The sequence below is a fragment of the Desulfuromonas versatilis genome (assembly GCF_019704135.1).
GTDB lineage: Bacteria > Desulfobacterota > Desulfuromonadia > Desulfuromonadales > NIT-T3 > Desulfuromonas_A > Desulfuromonas_A versatilis.
The window spans coordinates 1,812,033-1,838,329 of the sequence record NZ_AP024355.1 but is presented as its reverse complement, the minus strand read 5'-3'; the positions used below and the strand labels follow the sequence as shown (position 1 = coordinate 1,838,329).

20 protein-coding genes are annotated in these 26,297 nt (G+C 64.8%); 4 read left to right on the top strand and 16 right to left on the bottom strand.

From position 1 onward, the window contains the following. Positions 1-9: 9 nt before the first annotated feature. The 4 genes from fusA to nadC all read right to left on the bottom strand — a co-directional run bounded on the left by fusA (position 10) and on the right by nadC (position 5,007). Positions 10-2,094: an elongation factor G gene (fusA, locus tag DESUT3_RS08055; protein WP_221251972.1), complete on the bottom strand. Its 2,085-nt coding sequence runs from the start codon at positions 2,092-2,094 to the stop codon at positions 10-12. Positions 2,095-2,245: 151 nt separating this feature from the next. Then, positions 2,246-3,037 (bottom strand): type III pantothenate kinase, encoded by a 792-nt coding sequence (locus DESUT3_RS08050; RefSeq protein WP_221251971.1) that lies wholly within the window; start codon positions 3,035-3,037, stop codon positions 2,246-2,248. A gap of 144 nt (positions 3,038-3,181) precedes the next feature. Next, the gene (locus DESUT3_RS08045) at positions 3,182-4,174 is read right to left on the bottom strand and encodes a biotin--[acetyl-CoA-carboxylase] ligase (protein WP_221251970.1); all 993 of its coding nucleotides are present in this window, start codon (positions 4,172-4,174) and stop codon (positions 3,182-3,184) included. Between the two features lie 8 nt (positions 4,175-4,182). Next, positions 4,183-5,007: a carboxylating nicotinate-nucleotide diphosphorylase gene (gene nadC / locus DESUT3_RS08040; protein WP_221251969.1), complete on the bottom strand. Its 825-nt coding sequence runs from the start codon at positions 5,005-5,007 to the stop codon at positions 4,183-4,185. A 204-nt stretch (positions 5,008-5,211) separates the two neighbouring features. On the opposite strand from nadC, the gene DESUT3_RS21205 reads away from it, so the two are divergent. The 3 genes from DESUT3_RS21205 to DESUT3_RS08025 all read left to right on the top strand — a co-directional run bounded on the left by DESUT3_RS21205 (position 5,212) and on the right by DESUT3_RS08025 (position 7,458). Further along, positions 5,212-6,111 (top strand): OmpA/MotB family protein, encoded by a 900-nt coding sequence (locus tag DESUT3_RS21205; protein WP_318836009.1) that lies wholly within the window; start codon positions 5,212-5,214, stop codon positions 6,109-6,111. 124 nt (positions 6,112-6,235) lie between these two features. Then, positions 6,236-6,685: a response regulator gene (locus DESUT3_RS08030; protein ID WP_221251968.1), complete on the top strand. Its 450-nt coding sequence runs from the start codon at positions 6,236-6,238 to the stop codon at positions 6,683-6,685. A 170-nt stretch (positions 6,686-6,855) separates the two neighbouring features. Further along, a complete protein-coding gene (locus tag DESUT3_RS08025) occupies positions 6,856-7,458 on the top strand; it encodes a TorD/DmsD family molecular chaperone (RefSeq protein WP_221251967.1) in 603 nt (200 codons plus the stop codon). 256 nt (positions 7,459-7,714) lie between these two features. Here the strand turns inward: DESUT3_RS08025 and DESUT3_RS08020 are convergent, their stop codons facing one another. The 4 genes from DESUT3_RS08020 to DESUT3_RS08005 all read right to left on the bottom strand — a co-directional run bounded on the left by DESUT3_RS08020 (position 7,715) and on the right by DESUT3_RS08005 (position 13,127). Continuing rightward, a complete protein-coding gene (locus DESUT3_RS08020; RefSeq protein WP_225911653.1) occupies positions 7,715-8,407 on the bottom strand; it encodes a hypothetical protein in 693 nt (230 codons plus the stop codon). A gap of 61 nt (positions 8,408-8,468) precedes the next feature. Then, the gene (locus DESUT3_RS08015) at positions 8,469-9,425 is read right to left on the bottom strand and encodes a DUF4388 domain-containing protein (RefSeq protein WP_221251965.1); all 957 of its coding nucleotides are present in this window, start codon (positions 9,423-9,425) and stop codon (positions 8,469-8,471) included. Positions 9,426-9,758: 333 nt separating this feature from the next. Next, a complete protein-coding gene (locus DESUT3_RS08010; protein WP_221251964.1) occupies positions 9,759-11,063 on the bottom strand; it encodes a ParA family protein in 1,305 nt (434 codons plus the stop codon). A gap of 135 nt (positions 11,064-11,198) precedes the next feature. Then, entirely contained in the window at positions 11,199-13,127 is a 1,929-nt protein-coding gene (locus tag DESUT3_RS08005) for an ABC-F family ATP-binding cassette domain-containing protein (RefSeq protein WP_221251963.1), read from the bottom strand. Between the two features lie 496 nt (positions 13,128-13,623). On the opposite strand from DESUT3_RS08005, the gene DESUT3_RS08000 reads away from it, so the two are divergent. Further along, positions 13,624-16,329, top strand: coding sequence for an Rne/Rng family ribonuclease (locus DESUT3_RS08000; protein ID WP_221251962.1), 2,706 nt, complete (start codon positions 13,624-13,626; stop codon positions 16,327-16,329). Positions 16,330-16,410: 81 nt separating this feature from the next. Here DESUT3_RS08000 and DESUT3_RS07995 read toward each other — a convergent pair whose 3' ends face one another. The 8 genes from DESUT3_RS07995 to DESUT3_RS07960 all read right to left on the bottom strand — a co-directional run bounded on the left by DESUT3_RS07995 (position 16,411) and on the right by DESUT3_RS07960 (position 26,170). Beyond that, complete coding sequence (locus tag DESUT3_RS07995) at positions 16,411-17,127, bottom strand: Smr/MutS family protein (RefSeq protein ID WP_221251961.1); 717 nt, start codon at positions 17,125-17,127, stop codon at positions 16,411-16,413. 3 nt (positions 17,128-17,130) lie between these two features. Next, entirely contained in the window at positions 17,131-17,856 is a 726-nt protein-coding gene (locus DESUT3_RS07990) for a tetratricopeptide repeat protein (RefSeq protein WP_221251960.1), read from the bottom strand. A 138-nt stretch (positions 17,857-17,994) separates the two neighbouring features. Continuing rightward, positions 17,995-18,750, bottom strand: a complete 756-nt coding sequence (locus tag DESUT3_RS07985) for a hypothetical protein (RefSeq protein ID WP_221251959.1) — start codon at positions 18,748-18,750, stop codon at positions 17,995-17,997. A 6-nt stretch (positions 18,751-18,756) separates the two neighbouring features. Next, positions 18,757-20,700, bottom strand: a complete 1,944-nt coding sequence (locus tag DESUT3_RS07980; RefSeq protein WP_221251958.1) for a LysM peptidoglycan-binding domain-containing protein — start codon at positions 20,698-20,700, stop codon at positions 18,757-18,759. Between the two features lie 50 nt (positions 20,701-20,750). After that, positions 20,751-22,388, bottom strand: a complete 1,638-nt coding sequence (hflX, locus tag DESUT3_RS07975) for a GTPase HflX (protein WP_221251957.1) — start codon at positions 22,386-22,388, stop codon at positions 20,751-20,753. A gap of 64 nt (positions 22,389-22,452) precedes the next feature. Further along, positions 22,453-23,223, bottom strand: a complete 771-nt coding sequence (locus DESUT3_RS07970; RefSeq protein ID WP_221251956.1) for an enoyl-ACP reductase FabI — start codon at positions 23,221-23,223, stop codon at positions 22,453-22,455. 194 nt (positions 23,224-23,417) lie between these two features. Further along, positions 23,418-24,962: a hypothetical protein gene (locus tag DESUT3_RS07965; protein ID WP_221251955.1), complete on the bottom strand. Its 1,545-nt coding sequence runs from the start codon at positions 24,960-24,962 to the stop codon at positions 23,418-23,420. Between the two features lie 422 nt (positions 24,963-25,384). After that, positions 25,385-26,170, bottom strand: coding sequence for a DsbC family protein (locus tag DESUT3_RS07960; RefSeq protein ID WP_221251953.1), 786 nt, complete (start codon positions 26,168-26,170; stop codon positions 25,385-25,387). Between the last annotated feature and the right edge of the window lie 127 nt (positions 26,171-26,297).

Genomic DNA, 26,297 nt, shown 5'->3' with positions numbered 1-26,297 from the left:
TTCCGCAGGTCAGGACTCCTTTTCCTTCTGCCGCTCGGCGAGAATCTTCGCCGTCATGTGCGGCGGGACCTCCTCGTAGTGGGAGAATTCCATGGTGAACAGCCCGCGGTCCGAGGTCATGGAGCGCAGCTCGGGGGCGTACTTGAGCACCTCGGACATGGCCACCTGGGCCTTGATGACCTGGCTGCCGGCCTTGGGCTCGACCCCCATGACCTTGCCGCGACGGGAGTTGAGATCGCCGATGACGTCGCCGATGCAGTCGTCGGGGACGGTGACCTCCATGTTCATGATCGGCTCGAGCAGAATCGGGTTGGCCTGCTCGAGGGCCTTCTTGAAGCCCATGGAACCGGCGATCTTGAAGGCCATTTCCGACGAGTCCACCGAGTGGTGCGAGCCGTCGAACAGGGTCACCCTGACGTCCACCACCGGGAACCCGCCCAGGTGGCCGTGGTGCATGGCCTCGACGATCCCCTTTTCCACCGCGGGGATGTACTGGCGGGGGATGACCCCGCCGACGATCTTGTCGACGAACTCGAACCCGCCGCCGCGCGGCAGCGGCTCCATTTCGATCCAGGTGTCGCCGTACTGGCCGCGGCCGCCGGACTGCTTCTTGTACTTGCCCTGCACCTTGGCCCGGCCGCGGATGGTTTCGCGATAGGGGACCTTGGGCTCCTTGAGCTCGACCTCGACGCCGTACTTGCGCTTGAGCTTCTCCACCGCGACCTCGACGTGAACCTGGCCCATCCCCGAAAGGATCAGCTCGTGGGTCTCCTCGTCGCGCGCCACCAGCAGGGTGGGGTCTTCCTCCATCAGCCGGTGCAGGCCGGTGCTGACCTTCTCCTCGTCGTTCTTGCTCTTGGCCCGCAGGGCGAAGGAGATGACCGGCTTGAGCGGTAGCGGGCTCTCGTAGACGATGGGCTTGGCGGCGTCGCAGAGGGTGTCCCCGGTGGTGGTCACCTTGAGCTTGGCCACCGCGACGATGTCGCCGGCCACCGCCATGGCGATGGGGACCTGCTTTTTCCCCTCCATCTCGTAGATCTGCCCGATGCGCTCGCTGGCCTGCTTGTTGGGGTTGTAGACCGAGGAGTCGGATTTGAGCGTTCCGGAGTAGACCCGGAACAGGGTCAGCTTGCCGGTGTAGGGATCGCTGATGGTCTTGAACACCATGGCCGAGAAGGGCTCTTCCTCGCTCGGCTGGCGTTCCTCGAACTCTTCGGTCTTGGGGTTCTTGCCGATCTGGATCCCCTTGTCGAGGGGTGAGGGGAGGCAGTGGACGATGAAGTCGAGCAGCTGGCGCACGCCGATGTTGGCCGTGGCGCTGCCGCAGAGCACCGGGGTGAACACGCCGGTCAGGGTCCCCTCGCGCAGCCCGAGCAGGATGTCGGCCTCGGAGAGGTCTTCGCTCTCGAGGTATTTTTCCATCAGCTCGTCGTCGGCGTCGGCCACCGCCTCGAGCAGCATGGTGCGCAGCCGCTGGGCCTCGGCCTGGTACTCCTCGGGGATCTCCGCTTCATCGTAGGTGCCCTTCTCGTCGAACTTGAACAGGCGAGCCTTCATGTGCACCAGGTCGATGATGCCGCGGAAGTTCTCTTCGGCGCCGATGGGGAAGTTGACCACCACCGCGCGGGTGGAGAGGTTCTTCTCCATGTCGTCGACGGCCTTGAGGAAATCGGCGCGCTCCCGGTCCATCTTGTTGACGAAGGCGATGCGCGGCACCTCGAATTCGTCGGCCCATTCCCAGATCTTCTGGGTCTGCGCCTTGACCCCGGAGATGGCCGAGACAATCAGCACCGCGCCACCGAGGATGCGCAGGCAGCTGCGGGTTTCGTGGAGAAAGTTGCCGTAGCCGGGGGTGTCGACCAGGTGCAGGGTGTGGTCCTGCCAGATGCAGTGGTTGAGGCTCGAACTGATGGTGATGTTGCGCTTGATCTCCTCGGGCTCGAAGTCCATGCTCGAGGTTCCGTCATCGACCCGCCCCAACCGGTCGATCATCCCGGTATTGAAGAGGATCGCCTCGGTCAGGGAGGTCTTGCCCGCCCCTCCGTGGGCAACGATTCCGAAATTCCGCAACTTAGAAGTGTCGTACTTTCCCATGGTCTCTCCTCTCATTCCAGCCCGGCAGGGGCCTCGGTTAAAGGATCACTGGCAGGAAACAACGAACAGCACGCCATATGGCCGGTATTCTCGGAACAGGACCAGTTTGATTGCGGCCCCCCTGCCGCACGGCAAATGATCAGTCAGTCTATCACCTGGGCGATGAGGAATCCACCGCCGTTTTGTTGCGCCCGTAAATGATCAGCAGCCCGTCCAGGGTCAGCAGCGGCTCGACCTCTTCGATGACCTGGGTGGCGCTGGAAATCAGCGGGGCAAGGCCCCCGGTAGCGACCACCAGGGGGTTCTCGCCCGACTCCTGCTTCATGCGCGCGACGATCCCCTCGACCAGCCCGACGTAGCCGAAGAAGATCCCCGCCTGCATGCTGTTGACCGTGTTCTTGGCGATGATCTGGGGCGGCCGCGCCAGTTCCACCCTGGGCAGCTTGCTGGCCCGCTCGAACAGGGCCTCGGCGGAGATCGCCACCCCCGGCGCGATGGCCCCGCCGAGGTACTCCCCCTTGGCGGAGATGAAGTCGAAGGTGGTGGCGGTGCCGAAGTCAACGATAATCAGCGCCCGGCGGTATTTTTCGTAGGCGGCCACGGCGTTGACGATGCGGTCGGCGCCCACCTCGCGGGGGTTGTCGTAAAGGATCGGCATCCCGGTCTTGATGCCCGGGCCGACGATATAGGGCTTTTTCTGAAAATAGCTGCGACAGAGGTTTTCGAAGGTGTTCAGCACCGGCGGCACCACGCAGGAGATGACCACGTCGCGGATATCGGCAAAGCGGATATCCGCCAGATGGAAAAGCTGCCCGATGAGAATGGCGTACTCGTCCACGGTCCGCGATTTGTCGGTGGTCAGCCGCCAGTGGCGGACCAGCCGGGTATCGTCGTACATGCCGAGAACGGTGTTGGTGTTGCCTACGTCGATGACCAGCAGCATATGTTTGTTAGACCCAGTAATGAGTAATTAGTGATGAGTGAGTTGTAAAATCCTGAAAACCGTGATGCGTAAGGCGTGATGCGTGATTGGTGAAAGGCGTTCAAGCCCTTTGCCTTTAACTCATCACTCATTACTCATCACTTATCACTCGCCTTTCATTGGTCTTACATCCCCGGCGAGGATTCTTTCTTCGGTCCCCTCGGCGGTGCGCACCAGCAGGGCGCCGTCTTCATCGAGGCCGGTGACCAGGCCGCGGATGATGCGCTGCTGGCAGTCGACCTCGACCTGGCGGCCGACCAGGTCGCAGAGCCCTTCCCACTCGCGAATGATGGGGGCGACCCCCTCGGCCAGGTAGCGCTCGTAGAGGCGGTCGATCTCGCGGTAAAGACAGCGGGCGAAGCCGGTGCGCGAGACCGTCGAGCCTTTTTCGATGGCCACCGAGGTGGCGGGATAGCGCAGGTCCCCGGGAAACTGCTCGGGGCGCATATTGAGATTGACGCCGATGCCGAGGATCACGTAGTGAATCCCCTCGGTCTCGGCGTGCATTTCGTTGAGCAGCCCGGCCACCTTTTTTCCGCTCAGCAGCACGTCGTTGGGCCACTTGACCCGGGGCTGTAGCCCGCTGGCCTCCCCGATGGCCCTGGCCACCGCCACCGCGGAAAGAAAGGTAAGCTGCGGCGCCATGAAGGGCAGGATGTCAGGGCGCAGCAGCACCGAGGTGTAGAGGTTGACCCCTTCGGGCGAGGCCCATCGGCGCCCCAGGCGGCCCTTGCCGGCGCTCTGCCGGTCGGCGATGATCACCGTCCCGTCGGGGTATCCGCCGGCACCCAGCTCATGGGCGCGCAGGTTGGTCGAGTCGGTCTCTTCGAAATAGACCACCTCGCGGCCGATCCGCTGCGTCTCCAGGCCGGCCTGGATCTCCGCGGGGAGCAGCCGGTCGGGCGCCTCGGCAAGCCGGTAGCCCTTGGAGGGGACCGCCTCGATGGTGTAGCCCTGGTCGCGCAGCTGGCGGATGTGCTTCCAGACCGCGGTGCGCGAAACCCCCAACCCCTGGCTGATCTCCTCGCCCGAGAGGTAGTCGCCCCCCTTGCGGCGGAACAGCCGCAGGATCTCTTCCTGAGAGCCTTTGCCGCTCATCGGCGGACCTACTGGAACAACATGGAGATGTCGACGGCCCTGAAGGAATGGGTCAGCGCGCCGACGGAGATCAGGTTGACCCCGGTCTCGGCAATCCCCCTGACCGTCTTCAGGTTGACGCCGCCCGAGGCTTCGGCGAGGGCGCGGCCGTCGATGAGCTTGACCGCCTCGCGCATCTGTTCGAGGCTCATGTTGTCGAGCAGGATGATGTCGGCGCCGGCTTCGAGCGCCTCGCCCACTTCATCCAGGTTCTGGGTCTCCACCTCGATCTTGAGGGTGTGGGGAACCCGGGCGCGGGCGCGGGAGACGGCGGTGGCGATGCCGCCGGCGGCGGCGATGTGGTTCTCCTTGATCAGCACTCCATCATAGAGCGAAGTGCGGTGGTTGGTGCCGCCGCCGACCCGCACCGAGAACTTCTCCAGCACCCGCAGGCCGGGGGTGGTTTTGCGGGTGTCGACGATGGTGGCGCCCGTCCCCTTCACCGCCTCGACGAACTGGGCGGTCAGGGTGGCGATGCCGCTCATGCGCTGCAGCAGGTTCAGGGCGACGCGCTCGCCCTGCAGCAACGTGGCGGCCTCTCCCTTGATCCAGGCCAGCACCTCGCCCCGGCCGACCCGCTGACCGTCCTCGATGAGCTTCTCGAAGGCGATCGTCTCGTCCAGAAAAAGAAAAACCTGCCGGGCAACATCGATTCCCGACAGGACAAAGTCCTCTTTGGCCACCAGTTGGGCCCGGGCGGAGGTCCCTTTTTCCACCGTTGCCATGGTGGTGACGTCGCCGTGCCCGATGTCCTCCTGAAGCGCGGTGCGGATGATCCGCTCGATTTCGAACATCGCGAACTCCTGCTAAGGTATTGAAAATGCTTTTTTATACCACAGCATCCGCGGGTCCCGCAACCGAAAAGCCCGCGGCTTTTCGTCCAACAAAGCCCCTTTACTTTTCAGGGGTTGTGCTGGAAAATGTGGGGCGGTGCCGGGCCCGCCGCCCGTTGAGCCGCCACCTGTTTCCTACCGCCCATCCGCAAAGGAGAATCCACCGTGCGCCCACTGTCCCTGCTTATTTCCCTGCTGGCCGCCGCAGCCCTGGTCAGCGGCTGCGTCGCCAAATCAACCTACCAGCAAAAGGTGGACGAGGCCACCGTTCTGGCCGGCAAGCTGCAGAACCTGCAGAGCGACTTCGCGAAGCTCCAGGAGCAGGCGGCCGATCTGGAAACCCGCAACCGGAACCTCGGCCTGCAGGTCGACGAGCTGACCGAACGCAATACCGGCCTGCAGCAGGATCTGGCCCGGGCCCGCGCGGACATCGAACGGCTGGAGAAGGTGCTTTCGGCCCGCAGCGCCGAGGCCGGGGCGGCCATGGCCGACATGCGCCAGGCCATCGACCGGCTCGAGGAGCAGAACCGCGAACTGGCCAACGAGGTCGAGCGGGAACGGATCGCCCGCGAGGCGCGCATCGCCCAGATGAAAAGCACCTACGACGAGCTGGTCAACCAGATGGAGTCGGAAATCCAGCGCGGCGAGATCACCATTTCCGAGCTGCAGGGCAAGCTCACCGTCAACATGGTGGAGCGGATCCTGTTCGATTCGGGCAAGGCCGACATCAAGAGCGACGGGCTCAAGGTTCTGCGCCGGGTCGGCGACATTCTCAAAAACGTGCAGGACAAGGAGATCCGCGTCGAGGGGCACACGGACAACGTCCCCATCAGCTCGCGGCTGAAGGAAACCTTCCCCAGCAACTGGGAGCTCTCCACGGCGCGCGCCACCAACGTGGTGCGCTTTCTCAGGGAGCAGGTCGCCATCCCCGGCGAGCGCCTCTCCTCCTGCGGTTACGGCGAGTTCCGGCCGGTCGCCGACAACACCACCCCCGAAGGGCGGGCGCAGAACCGGCGCATCCAGATCGTGCTGGTGCCCCTGGAGAGCAAACCGGAGGCCCAGTAGAGCGCGCAGGAACGGCCGACCGAGGCATCCATCATACGTTTTCGCGGCTCGCTCTATATTTTTGTCCGGCGCTGAGGGTAGAATAAAGGCAACGTCAACCCGATCCGCATAGGGAATATCGAGGATGAAATTCAGAGCAATCGTTCTGGAAGATGACGAGGGTTGCCGGGAGCTGCTCACGGTCATTCTTCGCCAACGGGGCTACGAAGTCCTGAGCTTTGCCGACCCGACGGTCTGCCCGATTTTTTCCGAACCGATGAACGCCTGTCCCCACGAGGACGCCTGCGGTGATATCCTGGTTTCCGACAATCACATGCCGCGGCTGTCGGGAATCGAGTTCGTCGAGGCGCAGACCCTCCGCGGCTGCAAGGGCATCATTCAGAACAAGGCGATCATTTCGGCCAACTGGAGCCAGGAAGAGCGCGAAAAGGCCGAACGGTTGGGGTGCAGGATCTTCAGCAAACCCTTCGATATCGATGAAATCTGCAACTGGCTGGAGGAGCGGGAAAAGCAGATCCCCCCATCGAGAAAACTTGCCAGCTTCAACGACCCGGCGGAGCCCGGCTCCGAATAAAGGGAAGCGACTACAGAAGATGAAAGAAATGAAGGGAGGCCCTGAGTGGGGCCTCCCTTCATTTCTTTCATCTTCCGGGGGTATATTTTTTTTCATTTCTTGATTAGAATGGGGCGTTTTTCCCCGAAGGGGAAACCATCACCTTCGCCTCCCTCCAGGAAAGGACCGCCATGCTCACGCCCTTCGAACGCAAAATGATCTACGCCTTTCTGGCGTCCCTGTTCCACTATCCGGACCAGCAGACCGTCGAGGCCGTGGAAACCCTGGAGGAAAAAACCCTGCAGGAGATCTTCCCCGGGCTCTCCAACCCCGAGGTCCCACCGCTGGAGGAGTTGCAGAGCGCCTACACCGGGCAGTTCATCAACCGCCTCGGCGGGGTTCCCGCCCCGCCCTACGGCTCGGTCTACCTGGAAAAAGAAGCCAGGGTGCTGGGGCAGTCGACCCTGGCGGTCGCGGGTCTCTATCACAGCGCCGGCCTGAGCCTGGAGCACACCAGCGAGCCGGCCGACTACCTGCCGACGGAGCTCGAGTTCCTCTACTATCTCACCGAGGGCGAGGAGCAGGCCCGCGAGCAGGACAATATCTCCACCGCCCGCCGCTGGGTCGCCAGCCAGGCCGATTTCTTCGGCAATTTCTTCCACCCCTGGGTGGTCCCCTTTTGCCGGAGGCTGGCCGACGACGAGCAGGCCCACCCCTTCTACCTCTGGGCGGCCGAGCTGCTGCGCCGCTTCACCGACCTGGAAAAACAGCGCCTGGGGCAGGTGGCGAAATAAATCTGGCCCTGGATTTCACCACCCGCTCGCCAGGCTCGCTGAAGAGCACGAAGGGCACGAAGAAAACCTTTTTATCCATTAAAAGAAAAATGGTTTTCCCTTCGTGTTCTTCGTGAACACGGTATCTTCGTGGTTAATCCAGTCCGGTGAACACTAGCGTGTTCCCCCCCTGAATCCGATTTTAAACCATGGAGAAAAAAAGAGAGCTGACCACCGGGGCCAGCTCTCTTTTTTTGTCTATCGTCCGCTGCTGCGCTCAGCGCAGCAGGCGGGCCAGGAACAGGAAGGTGCCGCCGACGGAGAGCCCCGCCAGCAGGTTGCCCACTTCGCTGACCACCTGGGAGATCTGGTAGCGGATCGGGAACTGGGCGGCAACCTCGGGGAGGTTCAGGTCGTAGACCTGGATGTAGAGCTCCGAGCCCTTCCAGAGGAAGATGAAGACGAAGACCCCGATGAAGGCGAGGAACCCCTTGCTGATGGGGCTGTCCTTGACGTTGAGGTAGATTTTGCGGATCAGGTCGATGTTAATCAGGGCGAGAAACACCCAGTTGGTGTTCTCCACCACGCGGATGATGTTCAGGGTGCGCTCGGTCGGTTCGGGGTTGATCAGGATGAAGACCAGGGAGGCGGCGATGACCCCGACGGTGGCCAGGTAGACGTAGAGCTTGTTCCCCTCCAGCTCCAGGGTGCGGGAGAACACGTAATACTCCTGGAAGCCGTGGCTCATGACCAGGATCGAGATGGTGCCGACGATGTAGCTCATCGCCTCGACCTGGGGGATTTCGGCCCCGGGGAGCAGGGGGATGGCGGTGGGGATGATCTCGGCGATCAGGATCAGGAAAAAGCCTACGGCGATGCTGGTCCAGACCCGGGCATTGCCAACGCTGAAATAGAAAGAAACCAGGCCGGCCACCAGCCAGAAAAGAATTTGTATAACGTGCCAATCCATCTGCATCCCTCCCAAACCACAGAAAATTAATCACCACCCCGCCCTCGGCGGGAGGCCTCCATTACCCGCCCAGCAGCCCCTTGAGGCCTTTTTTCATCTCCTCGAGCATGTTGTTGATCGCCGAGGGGCCGGCAACCAGCTTGGCGGATTTGCCCAGGCCGGCAAAAAACTCATCCAGGGCCTTCTCCGACACCGGCCCCTGCCCGGCGACCTTTTTCTCGAACTCCTTTTCCACCAGCGAACCGCCAATCTTCCCCAGGTGCTGCTGGCCGAGCTTGTGAAACAGGGCGAGGATGCGCTGCCGGCGTTCCTTTTCCTTCTGCTCGAGAACCCGGCTGGCCTCCTCCTCCCGTGATTGGCGCGCCTGCAGAACCTTTTCCCTGGCCTTCTGCCACAGCCCGGCAATGTCGGCCGACTGCATCAGGTCGGCCAGGGGCCGGTCGGCCGACACCCGCGTGGTCAGCACATCGACCTTGGCCCCGGGCTGACGGGCCACAGACATGGAGGTGTCCGCGGTGGTTTCGATTTCGGTGGACCCGTCGTGAAAAAATCCCAGGGGCGAGCCGTCGCGGTAGAAGATCAGCGCGATATGCTCCTGGGTGTAGATCCGCAGGCAGCCGGTCAGCCGCTCTTCCTTGAACTTGCCCAGCAACATGCGGATGTCGATCAGCTTCAGCTCCTGGCCCCGGTAGAGCACCTCGCCGTGGAGCAGGGCGTGAATGCTGACCGCCAGTTCCGGGGAGAGCCGGTAGATGTCCAGAGTGGTTCCCCCGGAAAAAGCCAGGTCGAAGATCCGCGCCAGCGCATCGTAGGCGATCAGGCGGTCTTTTCCCTCCTCGACCAGGGCGCTGACCAGTTTGCCCTGCTGGAAGATGATGATCCCCGTCCCCGAGGAGGCGTCAAAACGCAGGTAACCGGTGAATTTCCCGGCCTGCAGCTTCTGCAGAGCCGAGGGGAGGTTGACCTTGCCGGGATCGATCTGTTCCTTGACGGGATTGCCTCGCGGCAGAAGGATCATGGTGATGCCTCGATATTCAGGTTAGAGCCGCCCCCGCGTCGCGCACGCGGGAAGACCGGATTGACAGGGGGATTCCGCCATTGCACGCGGCGGTTCAGCGCTGCCCCGGAGCGACAACGGGCCCAGGGGCCGCCAGGAATTCCCGGCAGTTATCCGAAAACCGCCTAAACAATCTGGAATTATTAGTTAATTTTCCCAGGATTGTCAACCGCCTACGAGGATCGGCAGACTCCTGGAATCCGCTGTGTCCAACCCGGCCGCCCCCCCGGAACACCCCGGCCTCCTCACTTACCCTGCAAACTTCGAGCCCCTGGGAAAACCTGATGGCTCAGGTCACCGCTCCCCGCCCTTCCCCAGCACCGTGCGCAGCGCCTGTCTGCGGGCAGCGGCGAAGCGGCCGAAGCCCGGGTCGGCCAGCAGCCCGGCCGGCTCGCTTTCGCCGACCATCAGGGTAAGGTGATCGCGGTACAGTTCCTCGGGCAGGCGCCCGGTAGCCCCCTGCCAAAGCCTGGCCCAGTCGCCCTCGGCGCGGACCCGCAGCAGCTCGCAGGCGATCTCCTCCCCCGCCTCGTCGAGCAGGTGCAGGCGGAAGGCGATGCAGGTGCCGTCCTGGCCTTCTTCATCGGTGGCGAACACCAGCATGCCCCGCTCGGGGAGCAGGGGGGCGGCCTCGGTTTCGGCGAGCAGATCGTCCAGGCATTCCCGGTGGAAGAACCCCTTGCGGCGGCTGCGCAGGTCCTGGAAGAAATACCCTTCCTGCCCCCCGGAGGGGCGGCCGCAGACCGGGCATTCGCGCACCAGGCGCCGCAGCCGGCCGGCGGGAAGGGAGGTATCGTCCCCGCCGCCGCGGCAGGTTCGAGCCAGCGGGCGATCGACGGCATCAAAACGCGCCAGGACGAAATCGGCCAGTTGCCGGAACTGCCGGTGCACCTGGGTGGAGCGGGCGTGGGTCAGCACCGGGTAGATGCGGCTGCTGAAACTGGTCGCCAGGCCCTCGACCTTGGGGCTCTTCGAGATGCAGGTCTCCAGCACCTGGTAGCCACGCTCGGTGGCCGAAAAGCTCAGAAACTCGGCCATGCCGAGGTCTTCGCGCAGCTTCAGCCGGCCATCGATCAGGCTCGGGATCAGCCACAGCCGGGCCGGGTCGCGGCCGAGCCCGAGCAGGGCCTGCTGCAGCGAGGCGGCGTTGACCAGCGAGGCGCGGTCCTTGACCGGGACCAGCACCAGGTCGGCGGCGGCCAGGGCATTGCGGGTGAAGTAGTCGATGATGGGTCGGGTGTCGAGGATGAGGACCCCGGGGAGATCAGAGCGTGCCAGGGCCGCAGCCAGGTGGCCCGAGTCCTCGTCCGGCGGGGTGAGCTGGCGGTCGGAGGCGAGAAACTGCACCCCGTATTCGCCCAGGCAGGCGAGCCGGCCCGCCGGGCTGCCGGCGAACAATCCGGCCACCGAGCTGCCCCGGTGGCCGCCGATGGCGAACATGTTGTCGACGCTGAAGTGATTGTCGAAAGAGGCGATGGTGACCGGCAGGTCCTCACGCAGGGCCTTGAGATAGACGGCGAGGTTAGTGGCGATGGTGGTCTTGCCCACGCCCCCCTTCTCGCTGGCCACGGTGATGACGAAAGGACAGTCCCCGGTCATTTCCCCCTCCCTGCGAATACACTGGCAGCCATCAGCTTTCAGCGGCCAGTCAAATCCAGGCTATTTAAACGCTTTTTCTGACCACGGATCACTGACCACTGTCCACCGCGGCCCTGAAGGCCTCAGGGCAGCCCCCTAGGCCGACTCGGGCAGCTGCAGCTCCTCCCAGCGCTCGTAGAGCCCGGCGATCCGCTCCTGCAGCTTGCCGTGGCGGGCCGAGATCTCCCGCCAGCGCTCCTGGTCCTGGTACAGCTCCGGGTCGGCCATGGTCTGCTCCAGTTCGGCGAGCTCGGATTCGAAGTCCTCGATGGCCTGCTCCACCTCAGAAAGCTCTTTCTGCCGGCGTTTTTCGAGCTTTTTGGCTTCCTTGCGCTCCTCGTAGGAGAGCTGCCGCTCCTGCCGCTCGTCGCTGAGCGCGGCCGGGACCGCGACCGCCGCCTGCTCCACCCGCTGTTCGCTGTGGCTGGTATCGCCCCGGGCCGCTTTGCTGCGCAGGAAGTCCTCGTAGTTGCCGAAATAGGATTCGACGGCGCCCCCGGCGACCTCGAGCACCCGGGTGGACAGGGCGTCGACGAAGTAGCGATCGTGGGAGACGAACACCAGGGTCCCCTGGTAGGTTTTCAGGGCGCTGAGCAGCACATCCTTGGAGGCCAGGTCGAGATGGTTGGTCGGCTCGTCGAGCAGCAGCAGGTTGGCCGGGCGCAGCAGCAGGATCGCCAGCGCCAGCCGGTTGCGCTCGCCCCCGGAGAGGACCGCGACCTTTTTCTGTACATCGTCGCCCGAGAAAAGGAAGGAGCCGAGGATGTCCCGCACCCGGGGCACCATGTCGAAGGGGGCGGCGGCGGTGATCTCCTCGAGCACGGTCCGCTCCGGGTTGAGAACCCGCGCCTGGTCCTGGGCGAAGTAGGCGAGCCTGAGGTTGTGCCCTTCCTCGCGCACCCCGCCGCGCGGCGCCTCCACCCCGGCGAGCATGCGCATCAGGGTCGACTTGCCGGCGCCGTTGGCCCCCACCAGGGCGATGCGCTCGCCCTTCTCGACGGCCAAATCGACACCGCTGAGCACGGTCAGCTCACCGTAGCCCTGCTCGACCCCCTTGAGTTCGAGGGCCAGCCTGCCCCCCTTGGGCGGCTCGGGGAAGCGAAAGGCGATTTTCCTGCGCTGCGGGGGCACCTGGATGCGTTCGATCTTCTCCAGCTGCTTGATCCGGCTCTGCACCAGGGAGGCTTTGTTGGCCTGGTAGCGGAAACGGTTGATGAAGGCCTCGGTCTTGGCGATCTCCTCGTCCTGGCGCTGCTTGGCCTCGAACAGGGCGGAGACGCGCCGGTCGCGCTCATCGAGGTAGCGGCTGTAGTTACCCGGGTATTCGGTCAGGGAGCCGTTCCAGACCTCGACGATGCGGTTGACCACCTGGTCGAGGAAGAAGCGGTCATGGGAGACCAGCACCACGGCGAAGGGGTAGGCCGAAAGGTACTCCTCGAGCCAGTCGCGGGCCGGCAGGTCCAGGTGGTTGGTCGGTTCGTCGAGCAGCAGCAGGTTGGGGCGCTGCAGCAGCAGCCGGGCCAGGGCGATGCGCATCTGCCAGCCGCCGGAGAAATGCTCGCAGGGCCGCTCCCAGTCCGACTCGGCGAACCCCAGCCCGCGCAATACCTTGCCGATCTCGGTCTCCATGGTGTAGCCGCCGCCCTGCCGGAAGGCTTCCTGCAGGGTCGCGTAGCGGTCCATGTCCTCGGCGCGGTGTTTTTCGGCGATGGCGGCTTCGAGCCGGGCCAGCGCCGCCTCGGTCTGCAGCAGTTCGGCGAAGGCCGAGCGCACCTCCTCGAACAGCGAGCGGCCGCGGTGCTCGAGGCCGTCCTGGGGCAGGTAGCCGAAGGTGGTTCCCCGGGCGACCTGCACCTCGCCGCCATCGGGGGAGACCTGCCCGGCCAGCATCCGCAGCAGGGTGGTCTTGCCGGCGCCGTTCTCGCCGCACAGACCGATGCGGTCCCCCGGGCGGATGTGCCAGTTGACGCCGCCGAACAGGGTGCGGCCGCCGAAATCCTTGACGATGTCCTTGAGTTGCAGCATGGCCCTTCTTATATCACAAGCACCGCGGGCTTAAAACCTCGAAATGGTAGCGGGTTCCCCCACGGCTTTGTGCTGTTCAAACGGGGATTTCTCTGTTATAGTTTGCGCAACTTTCGGGGCGGGCATCCGCCCCGTGATTTCCCCCACTTGGAGCCTGGCGCTCCGTGCGGGACAAGTTTCAAGGGGAGGCCGACAGGGACCCTGGCAGGGCCTGCCTTCCGCTGACGCGGAGGCAGCCGCAACCCGCCGGAGGACAGAGTCTGGCGGCCCCCCCCCATAACAGCCGCAGGGCGCGCGCCCTGCACGTGGACCAATTTCGTTTCCTGCCTGCAACTCGGCCCAACCCCGCACCCGGGTCCCGCTGAAGGTGAGCGCGGCGCCGCGCCGCCCACCCAAGGACCCGGCCAGGTCGCGGGAGACCGCAAAGTCAGGGCCGCAGGCAGCCGGAGACCAGTTCGAGGCGCTCCCGAGGGATCGCCGGGAGGAAAACTTTTAAATGTCGAAAAAAATGTTGATCAATGCCACCCATCCCGAGGAGAACCGGGTGGCCATCGTCGAGGACGGCATCCTCTCCGAACTCGACATCGAGGTCGGCGGCAAGGAACAGACCAAGGGGAACATCTACAAGGCGGTGGTAGTCCGGGTCGAGCCGGGGCTGCAGGCCGCTTTTGTCGATTACGGGGCCGAACGGCTCGGCTTTCTGCAGATGGGCGAACTGCACCCGGCCTTCTTCAAAGTCGAGAAGGAAGAGTCCAAGGGACGGCCGCGCATCAACGACCTGCTGCGCCGCGGCCAGGAGCTGCTGGTGCAGATCGTCAAGGAGGAGCGCGGCACCAAGGGTGCGGCACTGACCACCTACCTGTCTCTGCCCGGGCGCTACATGGTGCTGATGCCCGAAACCGACACCAAGGGGATTTCGCGCAAGATCGAGGAGGAGCCGCAGCGCAAGAAGCTCAAGGAGGCGATGCGCTCCCTCGACCTGCCCCAGAACATGGGATACATCGTGCGCACCGCCGGCATCGGCCAGACCCCGGAGGAGCTCAAGCGCGACTTCGACTACCTGACCCGCGTCTACGGGAAGATCCGCGCCCTGAGCAAGCAGGTCAAGGCCCCCGCCCTGGTCTACAAGGAATCCAACCTGGTCATCCGCTCCATCCGCGACTACTTTTCCTCCGACATGGACGAGGTCCTGGTGGACGACCCCAAGGTCTTCCAGGAGGCCAAGGAGTTCTTTCAGGAAGTCATGCCCGAGTTCGCGCGCCTGGTCAAGCTGCACCAGGAGCGGCGGCCGATCTTCTCCCGCTACCAGATCGAAGAGCAGATCGAAACCATCAGCAAGAACAAGGTCCCCCTCCCCTCCGGCGGCTCGATCGTGCTCGACTCCACCGAAGCCCTGGTTGCCGTGGACGTCAACAGCGGCAAGATGGCCGGCGAGCAGGGGGTGGAGGCGACCGCCTTCAAGACCAACATGGAAGCTGCGGCGGAGGTTGCCCGGCAACTTCGCCTGCGTGACCTGGGCGGTTTGATCGTCATCGACTTCATCGACATGCGCGACCGCAAACACATCCGCGAGGTGGAAAAATGCCTCAAGGACGCCCTCAAGAATGACAAGGCCCGGGTTACCGTGGGCCGCATCAGCAGCCAGTTCAGCCTGCTCGAGATGAGCCGGCAGCGAATCAAATCCACCCTCGCCGCCGGATCCTATCTGAGTTGCCCCCACTGCGAGGGGACCGGCAAGGTCAAGAGCCCCGAGGCCCAATCCGTCGCCTTCCTGCGCAAGGTCCAGGCCGGCATCGCCAAGGGCCAGATCGGTAGGGTCGAGGGGGACATACCCCTGGAAGTCGCCACCTACCTGCTCAACAACAAGCGTGGCGAACTCGTCGAAATGGAGCGGCAGCATCGCCTGGCGATCCACATCACGGGCCGCACGGACCTGCTGGCCGGCCAGGTCGAACTGACCTTCATCCGTCGCGAAGACCTTGAGGAGGAAGCCGAAGAGCTCCACGAGGCGATCGTCGCCACCCCCGGCGCCCACTTCGAGGCACCGGCACCTGAAACCGCGGCGGAATTGGCGGAGCAGGCCGAGGAGGCCGAGGAGGCCGGCGAAACCGAGGAAGAATCGGGCGAAGGCGGCAAGAAGAAGCGCCGGCGGCGCCGCCGCAAGAAGAAGGGCGAGGCACCGCCGGTTGTCGCGGAAGACGCCGAGGCGGAAGAGGCTGCAGCAGCAGGGCCCTCCGTGCCAGCCGCGGAAGCGCAGGTTCCCGGCGAGCCTCAGCCGGCCGCAACCGCAACCGCAGCCGCCGATGTGGAGCATCCGGCCGGCGAGACCGAGGAGGTCAAAAAGAAACGGCGCCGCCGCAGAAAGAAAAAACCGGCCGCTCCGGCGGAAGCTGCCGCAGCCGCAGGGCCGCAGCCCGCGGAACCCGTAGAACCCGCCGGGACCGGCGCGCCCGCACCTGCAGCGGCGGCCAAGACGGAACCCGCACAGGTCGAAGCCAAGGTGGAAGCGCCCGCCGCGGCAGCAGCCGAACCGCCGGCGGAGAAACCGGCAGAGGCGGCGCCCGCGACAGCGCAACCGTCCGCGCCTCCCGCCGACGCCCAACCGGAAGCGGCGGCCCCGGCGCCCCAGGAACCGGCCGCAGCTGTGGCCGCCCCGGCCGAGGCACCGGTGGTCAAGGAGGAAAAAAAGGCCAAACCGGCCCGCCCCCGCAGCCGGGCGCGCAAGCCCAAAAGCGATGCCGAAGAGGCGCCTGCCGCACCCGCCGCGACGGCGCCCGCCGCCAGCGAGGAGCCGGGGGTAAAATCCACCGTTGCGCCGTCCCCGCAGCCTGCAGCCGCGGCGGAGAATACCCCGGAGGCCCCGGCCGCGCCTGCCAAGGCGAGCCCCAAGCCGCGCAAGCGGGCCCCCAGGAAAAAGGCTGAGCCTGTCCAGGCCGAAAAGGTCGAAGCCGCCAAGAAAGAGGCGTTGCCGACCATGCAGCCGGCCCCTTCCGCCGAAGCGCCAGCCAAGCCTGCGGCGAAGGCACCTGCAGCCGCCAAGCCCAAGCCGCGGACCCGCAAGACGGCGGCATCCAGCACCAAGGCTGCCGCCGCCGAAGCTGCCGGCACCGAAGCCGAGGCGGCCAAGCCGGCCCCCAAAAAGCGCGCCCCCCGCAAGAAACCGGCGGCGGCCGCCAAGGAAGAACCACAGAAAACCGAATAACGCAAAATGCAAAGGCCGGGAACGATTCCCGGCCTTTGCATTTGTGGTCCATCAATCTGCCGCGCTGGTTCGCGGCGGCGCTCAATGGTTCTCGCGGCCTCCGCGCAGAAACACCACCAGAGCCCCTTCCCCGCCATACTGCCGGGGGGCCCTGCCCCACTCCAGGACCAGTTCGCGAAGCTCCTGCCCCAGCAGCCGCTCCACCTCGGCCCTGAGCACCGGCTCGCCCGCCGAGCCCAGGCCGCGGCCGGTGACCACCAGCACGGTCCTGCGCCCGTGGTAGATGGAATTTTCCAGGAAGTAGCGGACCCGCTCCCCGGCCTCGTCGCGGGTCATCCCGTGGAGATCGAGTTGGTCTTCGGGGACCAGTTTCCCGCGGCGCAACTGACGCTGGCGCCTCCCCTGGGCAGCCGGTGTCGCGGAGGAATCCTCCTGCGTAAACTCATCGCGAAACACCCGGTCCATCTTCCCCAGGGAGTCCAGAAACAACTCCTCCTCGGTGGCCGGTTCCCGCTGGGCGGGCTTGCCCGCCGCGGGCGGCGCCGGCGGTGCCTTCGGCGGGGGCTCGGAGTGCTCCCCCTCGGGCTTGGGGGTTACCCCCAGCAGTCCCATCTCCCGGGCGAAGAGGTCCTCCTCGGAGAGTTGCTCGGGCGGAGCCGCCGCCGGCCGGGGGGAGGGAGATTTCTCCGCCGTGGCGGGAGAGGTGCTCTTTTTCCCGGGCTGGGAAACAGACAACCCCTTCAAGGCCTTGAAGGGGTTGTTGTTGAGATCCTTGTCTTTTTTATTGCGGTCCGACATGGCTCAGCGTCTCACGATCTTGCGCCGCCCCTGCATGGCCTTGGTCTGCTGCTTGATCAGGTTGCCGGGCTTCTCCAGGTGGAACTGGTACCAGAGATCACCGTAGCCCTTCATCTTCATCCTCCGGCCCTCCTTGAGAGCCTCGAGGTTCTCCTTCAGCCGCTCGTCGCCGCCGGTCTTCTTGAGGCCCTTCTCCAGCACCTCAATGCCCTTGTCCTTCTCGCCGACTTTCTCCAGGCAGAAGGCGTACAGATTCCAGATAAGCGGCTCCTTGCGGGCTCCGGCGCAGGCCTTGTCGAAGGTCTCGATCATCTTGGAGGTTTTCTGCTTCTTCATGTAGCAGATAGCCAGCATCCCCATGGCCACCCAGTGGCGGACGAAACCTTTCTGCAGGTAATCGAAGGCCTGGTTGAAATCCCGCTTCAGGTAGAGGATGGTGCCGATCTGCGAATCGATCTGGGATTTGACATAGAACTGCCAGTTGCCGTACTTGTAGCCGCCCTCGAGAGTCTTGACCGCTTTCTCGGTGCGACCGGCCTGCAGGTCGCGCTGGGCGATCTCCATCAGGGCGCCGACCTTCTTCATGGTTAAGCGGGTCATCACCAGGTAGACGATGGCGAACACCAGCATGGAACCGACCGAGGCGTACAGGATGTCGATCCCGGCGAAATAATTGAGGGCAAGGGTGAAGACGATGCTGATCGCCAGTGAAATGACCAGGTTGAGCATGCGCAGATGAATCCTTTCGAGGGATGGAGTTAACCCGCATCGGTCATGAGGTTTAGCAGCGAACCTTCATGAATATAGCGGGTTAAGCGGAGCGAGTTTAACAACCTCCCCCGTAAAAGTCAAAGCAATATCGGTAGATCAGCGCGGCAGGTGCGGGTGAAAAACCAGGCGATCGATGCCCTGCGCGGCGAGGTCCGCGGGGAGCTGGTCGTTGCGCAGGAACTGGGTGTTGCCCCCCTGGTAGAGAGGGATGCGGCTTTGCGGCGAGTTCAGGGTGAAGACCTCGCCGCAGCCCCCCGGGCAGCCGCGGTCCCCCGCGCCCTGGCGGAAGGGGCAGTTGCGGCTCGAAGTCACCATGGCGTAGGGGTAGTGCAGGGAGCCGGTCAGGCCCTCGGGCAGCGGCGCGATCCCCTGCAGGCAGTTGTCGAGCTCCAGCCGGGCGACCCCCTGTTCGGCGAGCAGGGCGCGGGCCTCCGCGCCATACCAGCTGCCGCGCTGGAAATAGTCGAGCTGGGCCGCGTTGAGCTCCAGCTCGAGAATCTGCTGGCCGCGCTTTTGCCCGGAGAGCGCCCGGCCCAGCACCAGGGTGGCCTCCGGGGCGATCCGCCCGGCAAGGTGAAGGGTCCCCAGGTCGGAGACCAGCAGCTCGTCTCCCGCCGCGAAGCGCGGCAGCAGGCTCTCGAGAGCGGCACGGCACACCGGGAGGAAGGATTCGGCGGCCACCGGGGTGGCGAGGGTGAAATGCAAGCCCTGGCGCCGGGCGGCGTCCAGGGCCTGGTGAAGCTCTTCGAGCCTGGGGAAGGTCCAGGGGCAGAACTCGGAGCCGAAGTAGAGGCGGGAGATCCCGGTGGGCAGCTCCGCCTCCAGCCGGTTCAGGAACAGGGCCTGTTCCACCTCGCCCTACCCTTCATCCGTGACATGCAGGGTCAGCTCGTCCCCCGGGCGCAGCACGTGGTCCTCGCCGAGATTGTTCCAGCTCATGATCTCCCGGGTCGCCAGGCTGTACTTGCGGCTGATGCTCCAGAGATTGTCCCCGGGGCGCACCTTGTAGACGATCTTCCGTCCCGAGGAGCGGCTTTTCTTCCCGGCCGAGGCGTGGTGTTCCGCGGCCGCGACAAAGATGGTCAGCTTGTCGCCGGGGCGCAGCACCTTGCTGGACTTGAGATTGTTCCAGGCCAGGATCTCGCGGGTCGTCACATTGTACTTGCGGCTGATATCCCAGAGATTGTCGCCGGGGCTGACCTTGTGCACGACCTTCTGACCCCGGGCCGGGGAGCCTTTCCCGGCGGTCGCCGACGACCCCTTGACGGCCTTGGCCGAAACCACGATGGTCTGGCCGGGACGGATCACGTTGCTCCAGCCGAGCCGGTTCCAGACCCGCAACTCCTTTTCGCCCACATCGAAACGCCTGGCGATGGACCAGAGGCTGTCGCCCTTGCGCACGGTGTAGGTGCGGCGGCGCGAACGGACGTAGTCGTCCTTCATCTCGTCCACCGGCAGGCGGCTGAAACTGGCGTGCAGCGGCAGCACCAGGTTGGTGCCGATGCGCAGGGAGCGCGGGTTGTCGATCCGGTTCATGGAGATGATGTCTTCGACCCGGATATTGTAGCGCTTGGCCAGGGCCAGCAGCGTGTCTCCCTTGCCGATGGTGTGCTGCTTGTAGTTGGCCCGCCGGTTGGCGGGGACGTTGGCGAAGTTGGCGGCGAAATCCTCGCCGGTGCCGGCGGGAATCCGCACCGGGTAGTTCTTCACCCCCGGCGGGGTGCTCCAGCGCTTGAGCTCGGGGTTGAGCTGCTTGATCTCCTCGTAGGAGGCCCCGCTGCTGCTGGCGATGATTTCCAGGTCGGTGGTGGTCGGCACTTCGACCACCTCGAAATCGAGGGGCTCATGGTACTGGAGGTTGTCGAACCCGTATTTTTCGGGGTCCTGGGCGATCAGCAGCACCGCGAGCAGCTTGGGGACGTAATGCTTGGTCTCCTGCTGGAGAAAATCGCCGCGGGAAATTTCCCAGAAATCGGTGCTCCCGTACCTGTTGACCGCCTGGCTGATCTTGCCGCCTCCGGCATTGTAGGCCGCCACCGCCAGATACCATTCGCCGTCGAAGCGCTGGTAGAGATCATTGAGAAAGCGGGCGGCGGCGCGGGTCGATTTTTCGAAATCCCGGCGCTCGTCGAGCCACCAGTTGCCGTTCAGGCCATACCCCCGGCCGGTGCTCTCGATGAACTGCCAGGGGCCAACGGCGTGGGCCCAGCTGTAGGCCTTGTTGTTGAAGCCGGACTCGACCATGGCCAGGTAGGCCAGGTCCTCGGGCAGCCCTTCCTCGGCGAAGATCTGCCGCATCAGGGGGATATAGCGCCCGGAACGCTCCAGCCAGCGGGTGAAGGTCTTGCGCGCCTTCCCGGTATAGAAGTCGACGAAGTAGCGGACCTTCTGGTTTTCCACCACCGGGAAGTCGAAGGACAGCTCGTGGGGGATGACCGTGGTCCCCTCGTCCTCGGGAGGGGCTTCGTCCTGTCCCGAGAGCAGCAGGTTGTCTTCCAGGGTCTCCGGGTCGACCATCGAGGCTTCCTGGTCCTCGCTCCCGGCCTCGTCAAAGGCCTCGCCGGCGGGGTCCACCTCCCCCTGCAGAGTGGGGTCGGGGAATTGCCCGTCGAACCCGGCCACGCTCCAATCGGCGGGCTCCCCCTGCGGTTCGCCGGCCGCAGCGGGCGCCCCGGAAAGGGTCCCGGCCTGCAGGGGAGCTTCCTGTACCACCGCTGCCGCATTGGGCAGACGCAGCTGGGGCGGTGGCAGGGCACACCCTCCCAGAAAGGATATAAGGGCCAGGGCCCCGATCTTTTTCATTGCATACCTCCTGAATCAGGCCGCAAGGCTATAGAAAAAGTCCTTGTTTGTCAATCAGTTCCGTCCTCTTCGGGCCAGAAGCGGCGCTGCAGCTCGTCGAGCAAGGCGCTGAAGGTGCCGCGCTCCAGGGCGCTGAGGGGAACCGCATCGAAGCGCCGGCACAGCGGCGCGACCTCCTCCGGATCGACCTGGTCGACCTTGTTGAACACCAGCAGCCGGGGGATCCGGTCGAGCTCCAGGTCGTGCAAGATCCGCTCCACCGAGGCGATCTGCTCCTCGAAGCGGGGGTTGGAGAGATCGACCACGTGCAGCAGCAGATCGGCGTCCTCCAGCTCTTCGAGGGTCGCCTTGAAGGCGCCCATCAGGCTCTTGGGGAGCTGGCGGATGAAGCCGACGGTGTCGGTGATGATCACCTCGCGCTCCATGGGGAAGCGCAGACGGCGCGTCGAGGTGTCGAGGGTGGCGAAGAGCAGGTTTTCGGTAAATACCTGGCTCTGGGTCATGGCGTTGAGCAGGGTGGACTTGCCGGCGTTGGTGTAGCCGACGATGGAGACGATGGGCACCTCGGCGCGGATGCGCCGCTGGCGCCGCTGCAGGCGCCCCCGCGAGAGGTTCTCGAGCTGCTTCTCGAGCCGGCCGATGCGGTCGCGGATGCGCCGGCGGTCGATCTCGAGCTTGGTTTCCCCCGGGCCGCGGCCGCCGATCCCGCCCATCAGCCGGCTCATGGCCGTGCCGCGGCCGACCAGGCGCGGCGCCAGGTACTTGAGCTGGGCCAGCTCGACCTGGACCTTGCCGTCGAGGGTGTGGGCCCGCCGGGCGAAAATATCGAGGATCAGCTGGGTGCGGTCGATGACCTTGAGGTCGGTGATGGCCGAGATCGAGCCGACCTGCACCGGGGTCAGCTCCTGGTCGAAGATCAGCATGCTCGCCCCCTGCTGCAGGGCGCGGATCACCACCTCCTTGACCTTCCCCTCCCCCATCAGGTACTTGGGGTTGAGCTGGCGGGGGCGCTGGGTAAGCCGGTCGATGACCACCACGTCGGCGGTGCGGGCCAGCTCGGCCAGCTCGTCGAGGGAGTTCTCCGTCTCCAGGCGCGAGGCCTGGCTGACCGAAACCAGGATCGCCTTCTCCCGGGTGTCGGAGAGATCGACGGTCTCGGCCATCTTGCGCTCGAGCTCGTCCTCGAGCGAGTCGAGAAACGCCGCCAGGTCGAGGTCGAGATCATAGATGCTCGAAGCGCGCAGCACCTCGACGCTCTTGCCCTGGCGCCCGGGGGGCAGCAGGTGGGCGTAGTGCACCCGGCCGGGCAGGCCGTTCTCGCCCACCGACAGGGCCACCATCATGTCCAGGCGCAGCAGCGCCAGGTCGGCGAGGTCGTCCTGGGAGAGCTCCTCGCCGCGCAGGTGGGTGTGGATGCAGCGCAGCCCGCGCAGGCCGCTGCGCCCCAGGCCGAAGCCGCTCAGGTCGGGGATGACGATCTCGCGGTCGTCGCCGACGATGACGTAGAGCACCGTCCCCTGGCGGTCGATGATGACCCCGATCTGGCGACGAATTTCGTAGGAGCGTTCGGTGAGATAGCGGGCCAGCTCGCCGCTGATGACCTGCTCGGGGGGGATGCGCCGGCGGTAGATGCGCTCGAGCGCCTTGAGCTGGCTCGACTTGAGGCCTGTCAGGTTGCCGTGGATCAAGGGCGGCCCCCTGGACGAAAAAAGGGCCCGTACGGGCCCTTCGTTAACGATTTCATCAGGCGGATCAGGCCGGCACCACGGTGCTGAAGCCACCGTCGACGAAGTGAACTTCGCCGGTGACGCCGCTGGCCAGATCGGAGAGGAAGTAGACCGCCGAGCGGCCGACGTCGTCCTGGGTGACGGCGCGGCGCAGCGGGGCGTACTGGTCCATCAGCTTGATCTTCTCCTTGAGCCCGGCCACGCCCGAGGCGGCCAGGGTCTTGATCGGGCCGGCGGAGATGGCGTTGACCCGGATCCCCTTCTCGCCCAGTTCGGCGGCCAGGTAGCGGGTGGAAGCCTCGAGGGCGGCCTTGGCGACCCCCATGACGTTGTAGTTGGGCACCATGCGGGTGGCGCCGAGGTAGGTCATCGACAGGATGCTGCCGCCGTTCTTCATCAGCGGCGCAGCGCAGCGGGTGATCCCCACCAGCGAGTAGGCGCTGATGTCCATGGCCAGCATAAACCCTTCGCGGCTGGTCTGGCTGAAGGGGTGCTTGAGGTCGTCGCGGTTGGCGAAGGCCAGCGAGTGGACCACGAAGTCGAGCCCGCCCCACTTCTCTTCCACGACCTTGAACACGTTTTCGATATCCTCGTCCCGGGCCACGTCGCAGGGCAGGATCAGCTCGGCGTCGAGGCTCTCGGCCAGGGGCCGGACCCGCTTCTCGAGCGCTTCGTTGAGATAAGTAAAGGCCAGGGTCGCCCCGTGTGCCTTGAGTTGCTTGGCGATCCCCCAGGCGATGCTCATATCGTTGGCAACACCGAAAATGATCCCACGCTTGCCGTCCATCAAACCCATTATCGTTCCTCCTTAAAACCTTGACTGAATAGGAACTTTTAGCAGATAGGCGAAAATAAGGCAAGCTATTTGGCCGCCGGCCGGTCCGGCAGGGATCGCGGAAAACAACGGGGGAAGGCCGAAGCCTCCCCCCGAACGGGCACCAGGTACGGGAAGTCATCCCGCCCCGTCAATCTTCACAGCGCAGGTCGCGGTCATTTTTTGCTCCAGGCCTTCATCCAGGACCAAAGATCATGGCGGGGCGCATTCTTTGACTTGCCCCGCTTGCCGTGGTCGTCTGCACTGTCATCGTCGCTGCTGTGGTCATCGCTGCTGTCGTCGTCATGCCCCTTGCCCTTGCCGACGCGCTCATCCCATTCCCGGCCGTGGCACTGGAAGCAGGAGGGACCGATCCCCCCGCGCAGGTTTTGGCCGTGGCAGGCGGTGCAGCCGTTGCTGAAAGGCCGGTCCTTCCCGGGTTTGTGCAGGGCGCCGTCTTCGTCGTCGGTGTGGTCGGCGGGGACATTGGTGCCGCCGCCGGGGGCGGTTTCGTCCCACTCCATGCCGTGGCAGGTGAAGCAGGACGGGGCAAACCCGCCCGAGGCGGACCCGGTCAGCTCGCTGCCGTGGCAGGCGCTGCAGCCGTTGGTGAAAGGCTTCTCCAACCCGGGCGCGTGGAAGGCCTGGCAATCGTCCTCATCCTCGAGCCGGGTGTGGTCCGCCGGCGGATTGAACTGCGGGCAGGTTTCCTGCTTTTTGCAGGCCGGGTCCTGGCAGCAGTCCGGGTCCTTGCAGTCGATGAAGCCGTCGTTGTCGTTGTCCACCCCGTCAGTACAGATTTCCATGACCGGCTGCTCGCAGCTGGGATCCGCGGCGCAATCCTGGTCTTCGCAATCGATGAAGCCGTCGCCGTCGTTGTCCACCCCGTCGGTACAGATTTCCATGACCGGCGGCTGGCAGGCGGCGTCGTTGGCGCAGTCCGGGTCCTCGCAGTCGGTCAGGCCGTCGCCGTCATTGTCCATCTGGTCGGTGCAGATTTCGCCGGGCTGTTCGCAGGCCGGATCGGCGGCGCAGTCGGGATCGGCACAGTCAACCAGGTTATCGCCGTCATTGTCCAGGCCGTCGGCGCAGAGCAGCTCCTGCTCGGGCGGCTGGCAGGCGGGATCGGCGGCGCAGTCCTGGTCGGCGCAGTCGATCATCTGGTCGCCGTCATTGTCCAGCCCGTCGTTGCAGTCGACCTCCATCTCGGGGGGAGCCTGGCAATCGGGGTCGGCCCCGTCGGTGAGCAGGTCACCGTCGTTGTCCAGGCTCACCGTGTTCGAGGCGAACCGCTCCTCGGACCCGTCGCAAGGGTTAAGGGCCGCGGTTATCGTGGCGTAGCCGGGGACCGCGGTGTTCTCCGGTGGGGCTGTTCCGGGATGGCAGCTGACGCATGAGGCCGCCTGGGCGTTGTCGTGATGGAGGGCGACTCCGGGAACCACATGGCATTGCCCGCAGGGGGTGGTATCGGGGGTATCACCGATCACCACGTGACAGGCATTGCAGGAGCCGGACAGGCCAAGCCCCAGGTGGCCGCTGTGGCCGACTCCACCGCCGCCGGCCCAGATCGGGTGACAGGCCACGCACTGGCTGGTCCCCCCCGGGTTGGGGAAGGCCGCGGCGTACTGGGACCCCAGGGCCAGCACCGCCAGGGCGGCGATACAGATCCACCATCTTGTGTGTATTCCCTTCTCTCCCTGCTGCTTTTGTCTCCTTCTCATCTTTTTCTCCTTTGGCTTCCTGCCTCTACCTATTCAAGCCGGCTGGCGAAGTTACCGGCGAAACGGCAACGGCCTGCGCATCCCCTCCCCAGGCATAACAGGGGGTCGTTACAAGACCGACCGGCAGTTGCATGCAAAGAAATCATGCCGCGGCGGCTGCCCGCCTCGGCAAATTTCTAATTAACAAACCCACATCATTTAGGCACCTTTGCAGTCTACCCACGGTCCCTCGAAAAGCAACGGTGGATGGGAAAATTAATTTTGCTGCGTAGCCGGGGCGGTTGATTGGCTTGGGTCCTGGGGGGGCAAGGGACGCGAGGGACCTAAGGGACATAAGGGACGTAAGGGGGGGATGCAACAGGGCAAAAAGCAAGGGCAGCCGTATTGGCTGCCCTTGGGGAGTTGGAGCAAGGGGGGGGCGCTTACTTGGCCGGAGCCTCCGCGGCGACCTTGGAGCCGAGGATCTGCAGCAGCTGGTCGGCCTGCTTGTAGCCGGGCAGCACCAGGCCGTCGGGGAGCACCAGGGTCGGGGTGGAGCGGATGCCGAGATCCTCGACCAGCGCCAGGGTCTGGTCCACCACGCCGGTCTTGCAGGCGGGCGGGGGGATCGTCTTGCCGGCGAAGCTCGACTCGAGCATCGCCATCGATTTGGCGCAGACGATGCTCTGCGAGACCTGGTAGGCGTTGGGATGCATCTTGAGCGGGAAGAGCTTGATCAAAAAGGCGATATCCGGGTCGCGCTTGACCACCTCCTGCAGCTCGGGGTGCAGCTTCTTGCAGTAGGGGCACTCGGGGTCGGTGAACACCACCACCTTTTTGCTCGCCTTGGCACTGCCCAGCAGCAGGGCGTCGTCCAGGGGGATCCGGCTCAGGTCCACCCGGTTCAGCTCGGCCTTGCGCTGTTGGGTGATGTTCTGCTTGTCCTTGAGCCGGATGATGTTGCCGGAGATGACGTACTGCTTGGAAAAATCCACGTAAATCGGGAACTTCTGTCCCTGTTTTTCAACCTCCACCACAAACAGCCCGGGCAGCTCGGAGAAATCGACGCTGTTGACCTGGTCGACCCCGGCCTGCAGCAGGTCCTTGGCCTCGGTCAGGGACATGCTGTGGCAATCGTTGCATTTCCCGGCGCCGCAGCCATCCCCGTTCATGGCCAGGGCCGGCCCCGCAGCCAGCAGCAGGAGTATCGCGCAAAACAAAAACCGCATCTTCAGCTATCCTTTCATTATCGTTGCTGTATCAAACAGCCTGTTCAGACAACGGCGTTAATGTTACCCTTTGTCCCCTGCCGAATGCAAGGGGGGGCATCTCCCTGCCGGCAGAACGCTCCCCCGG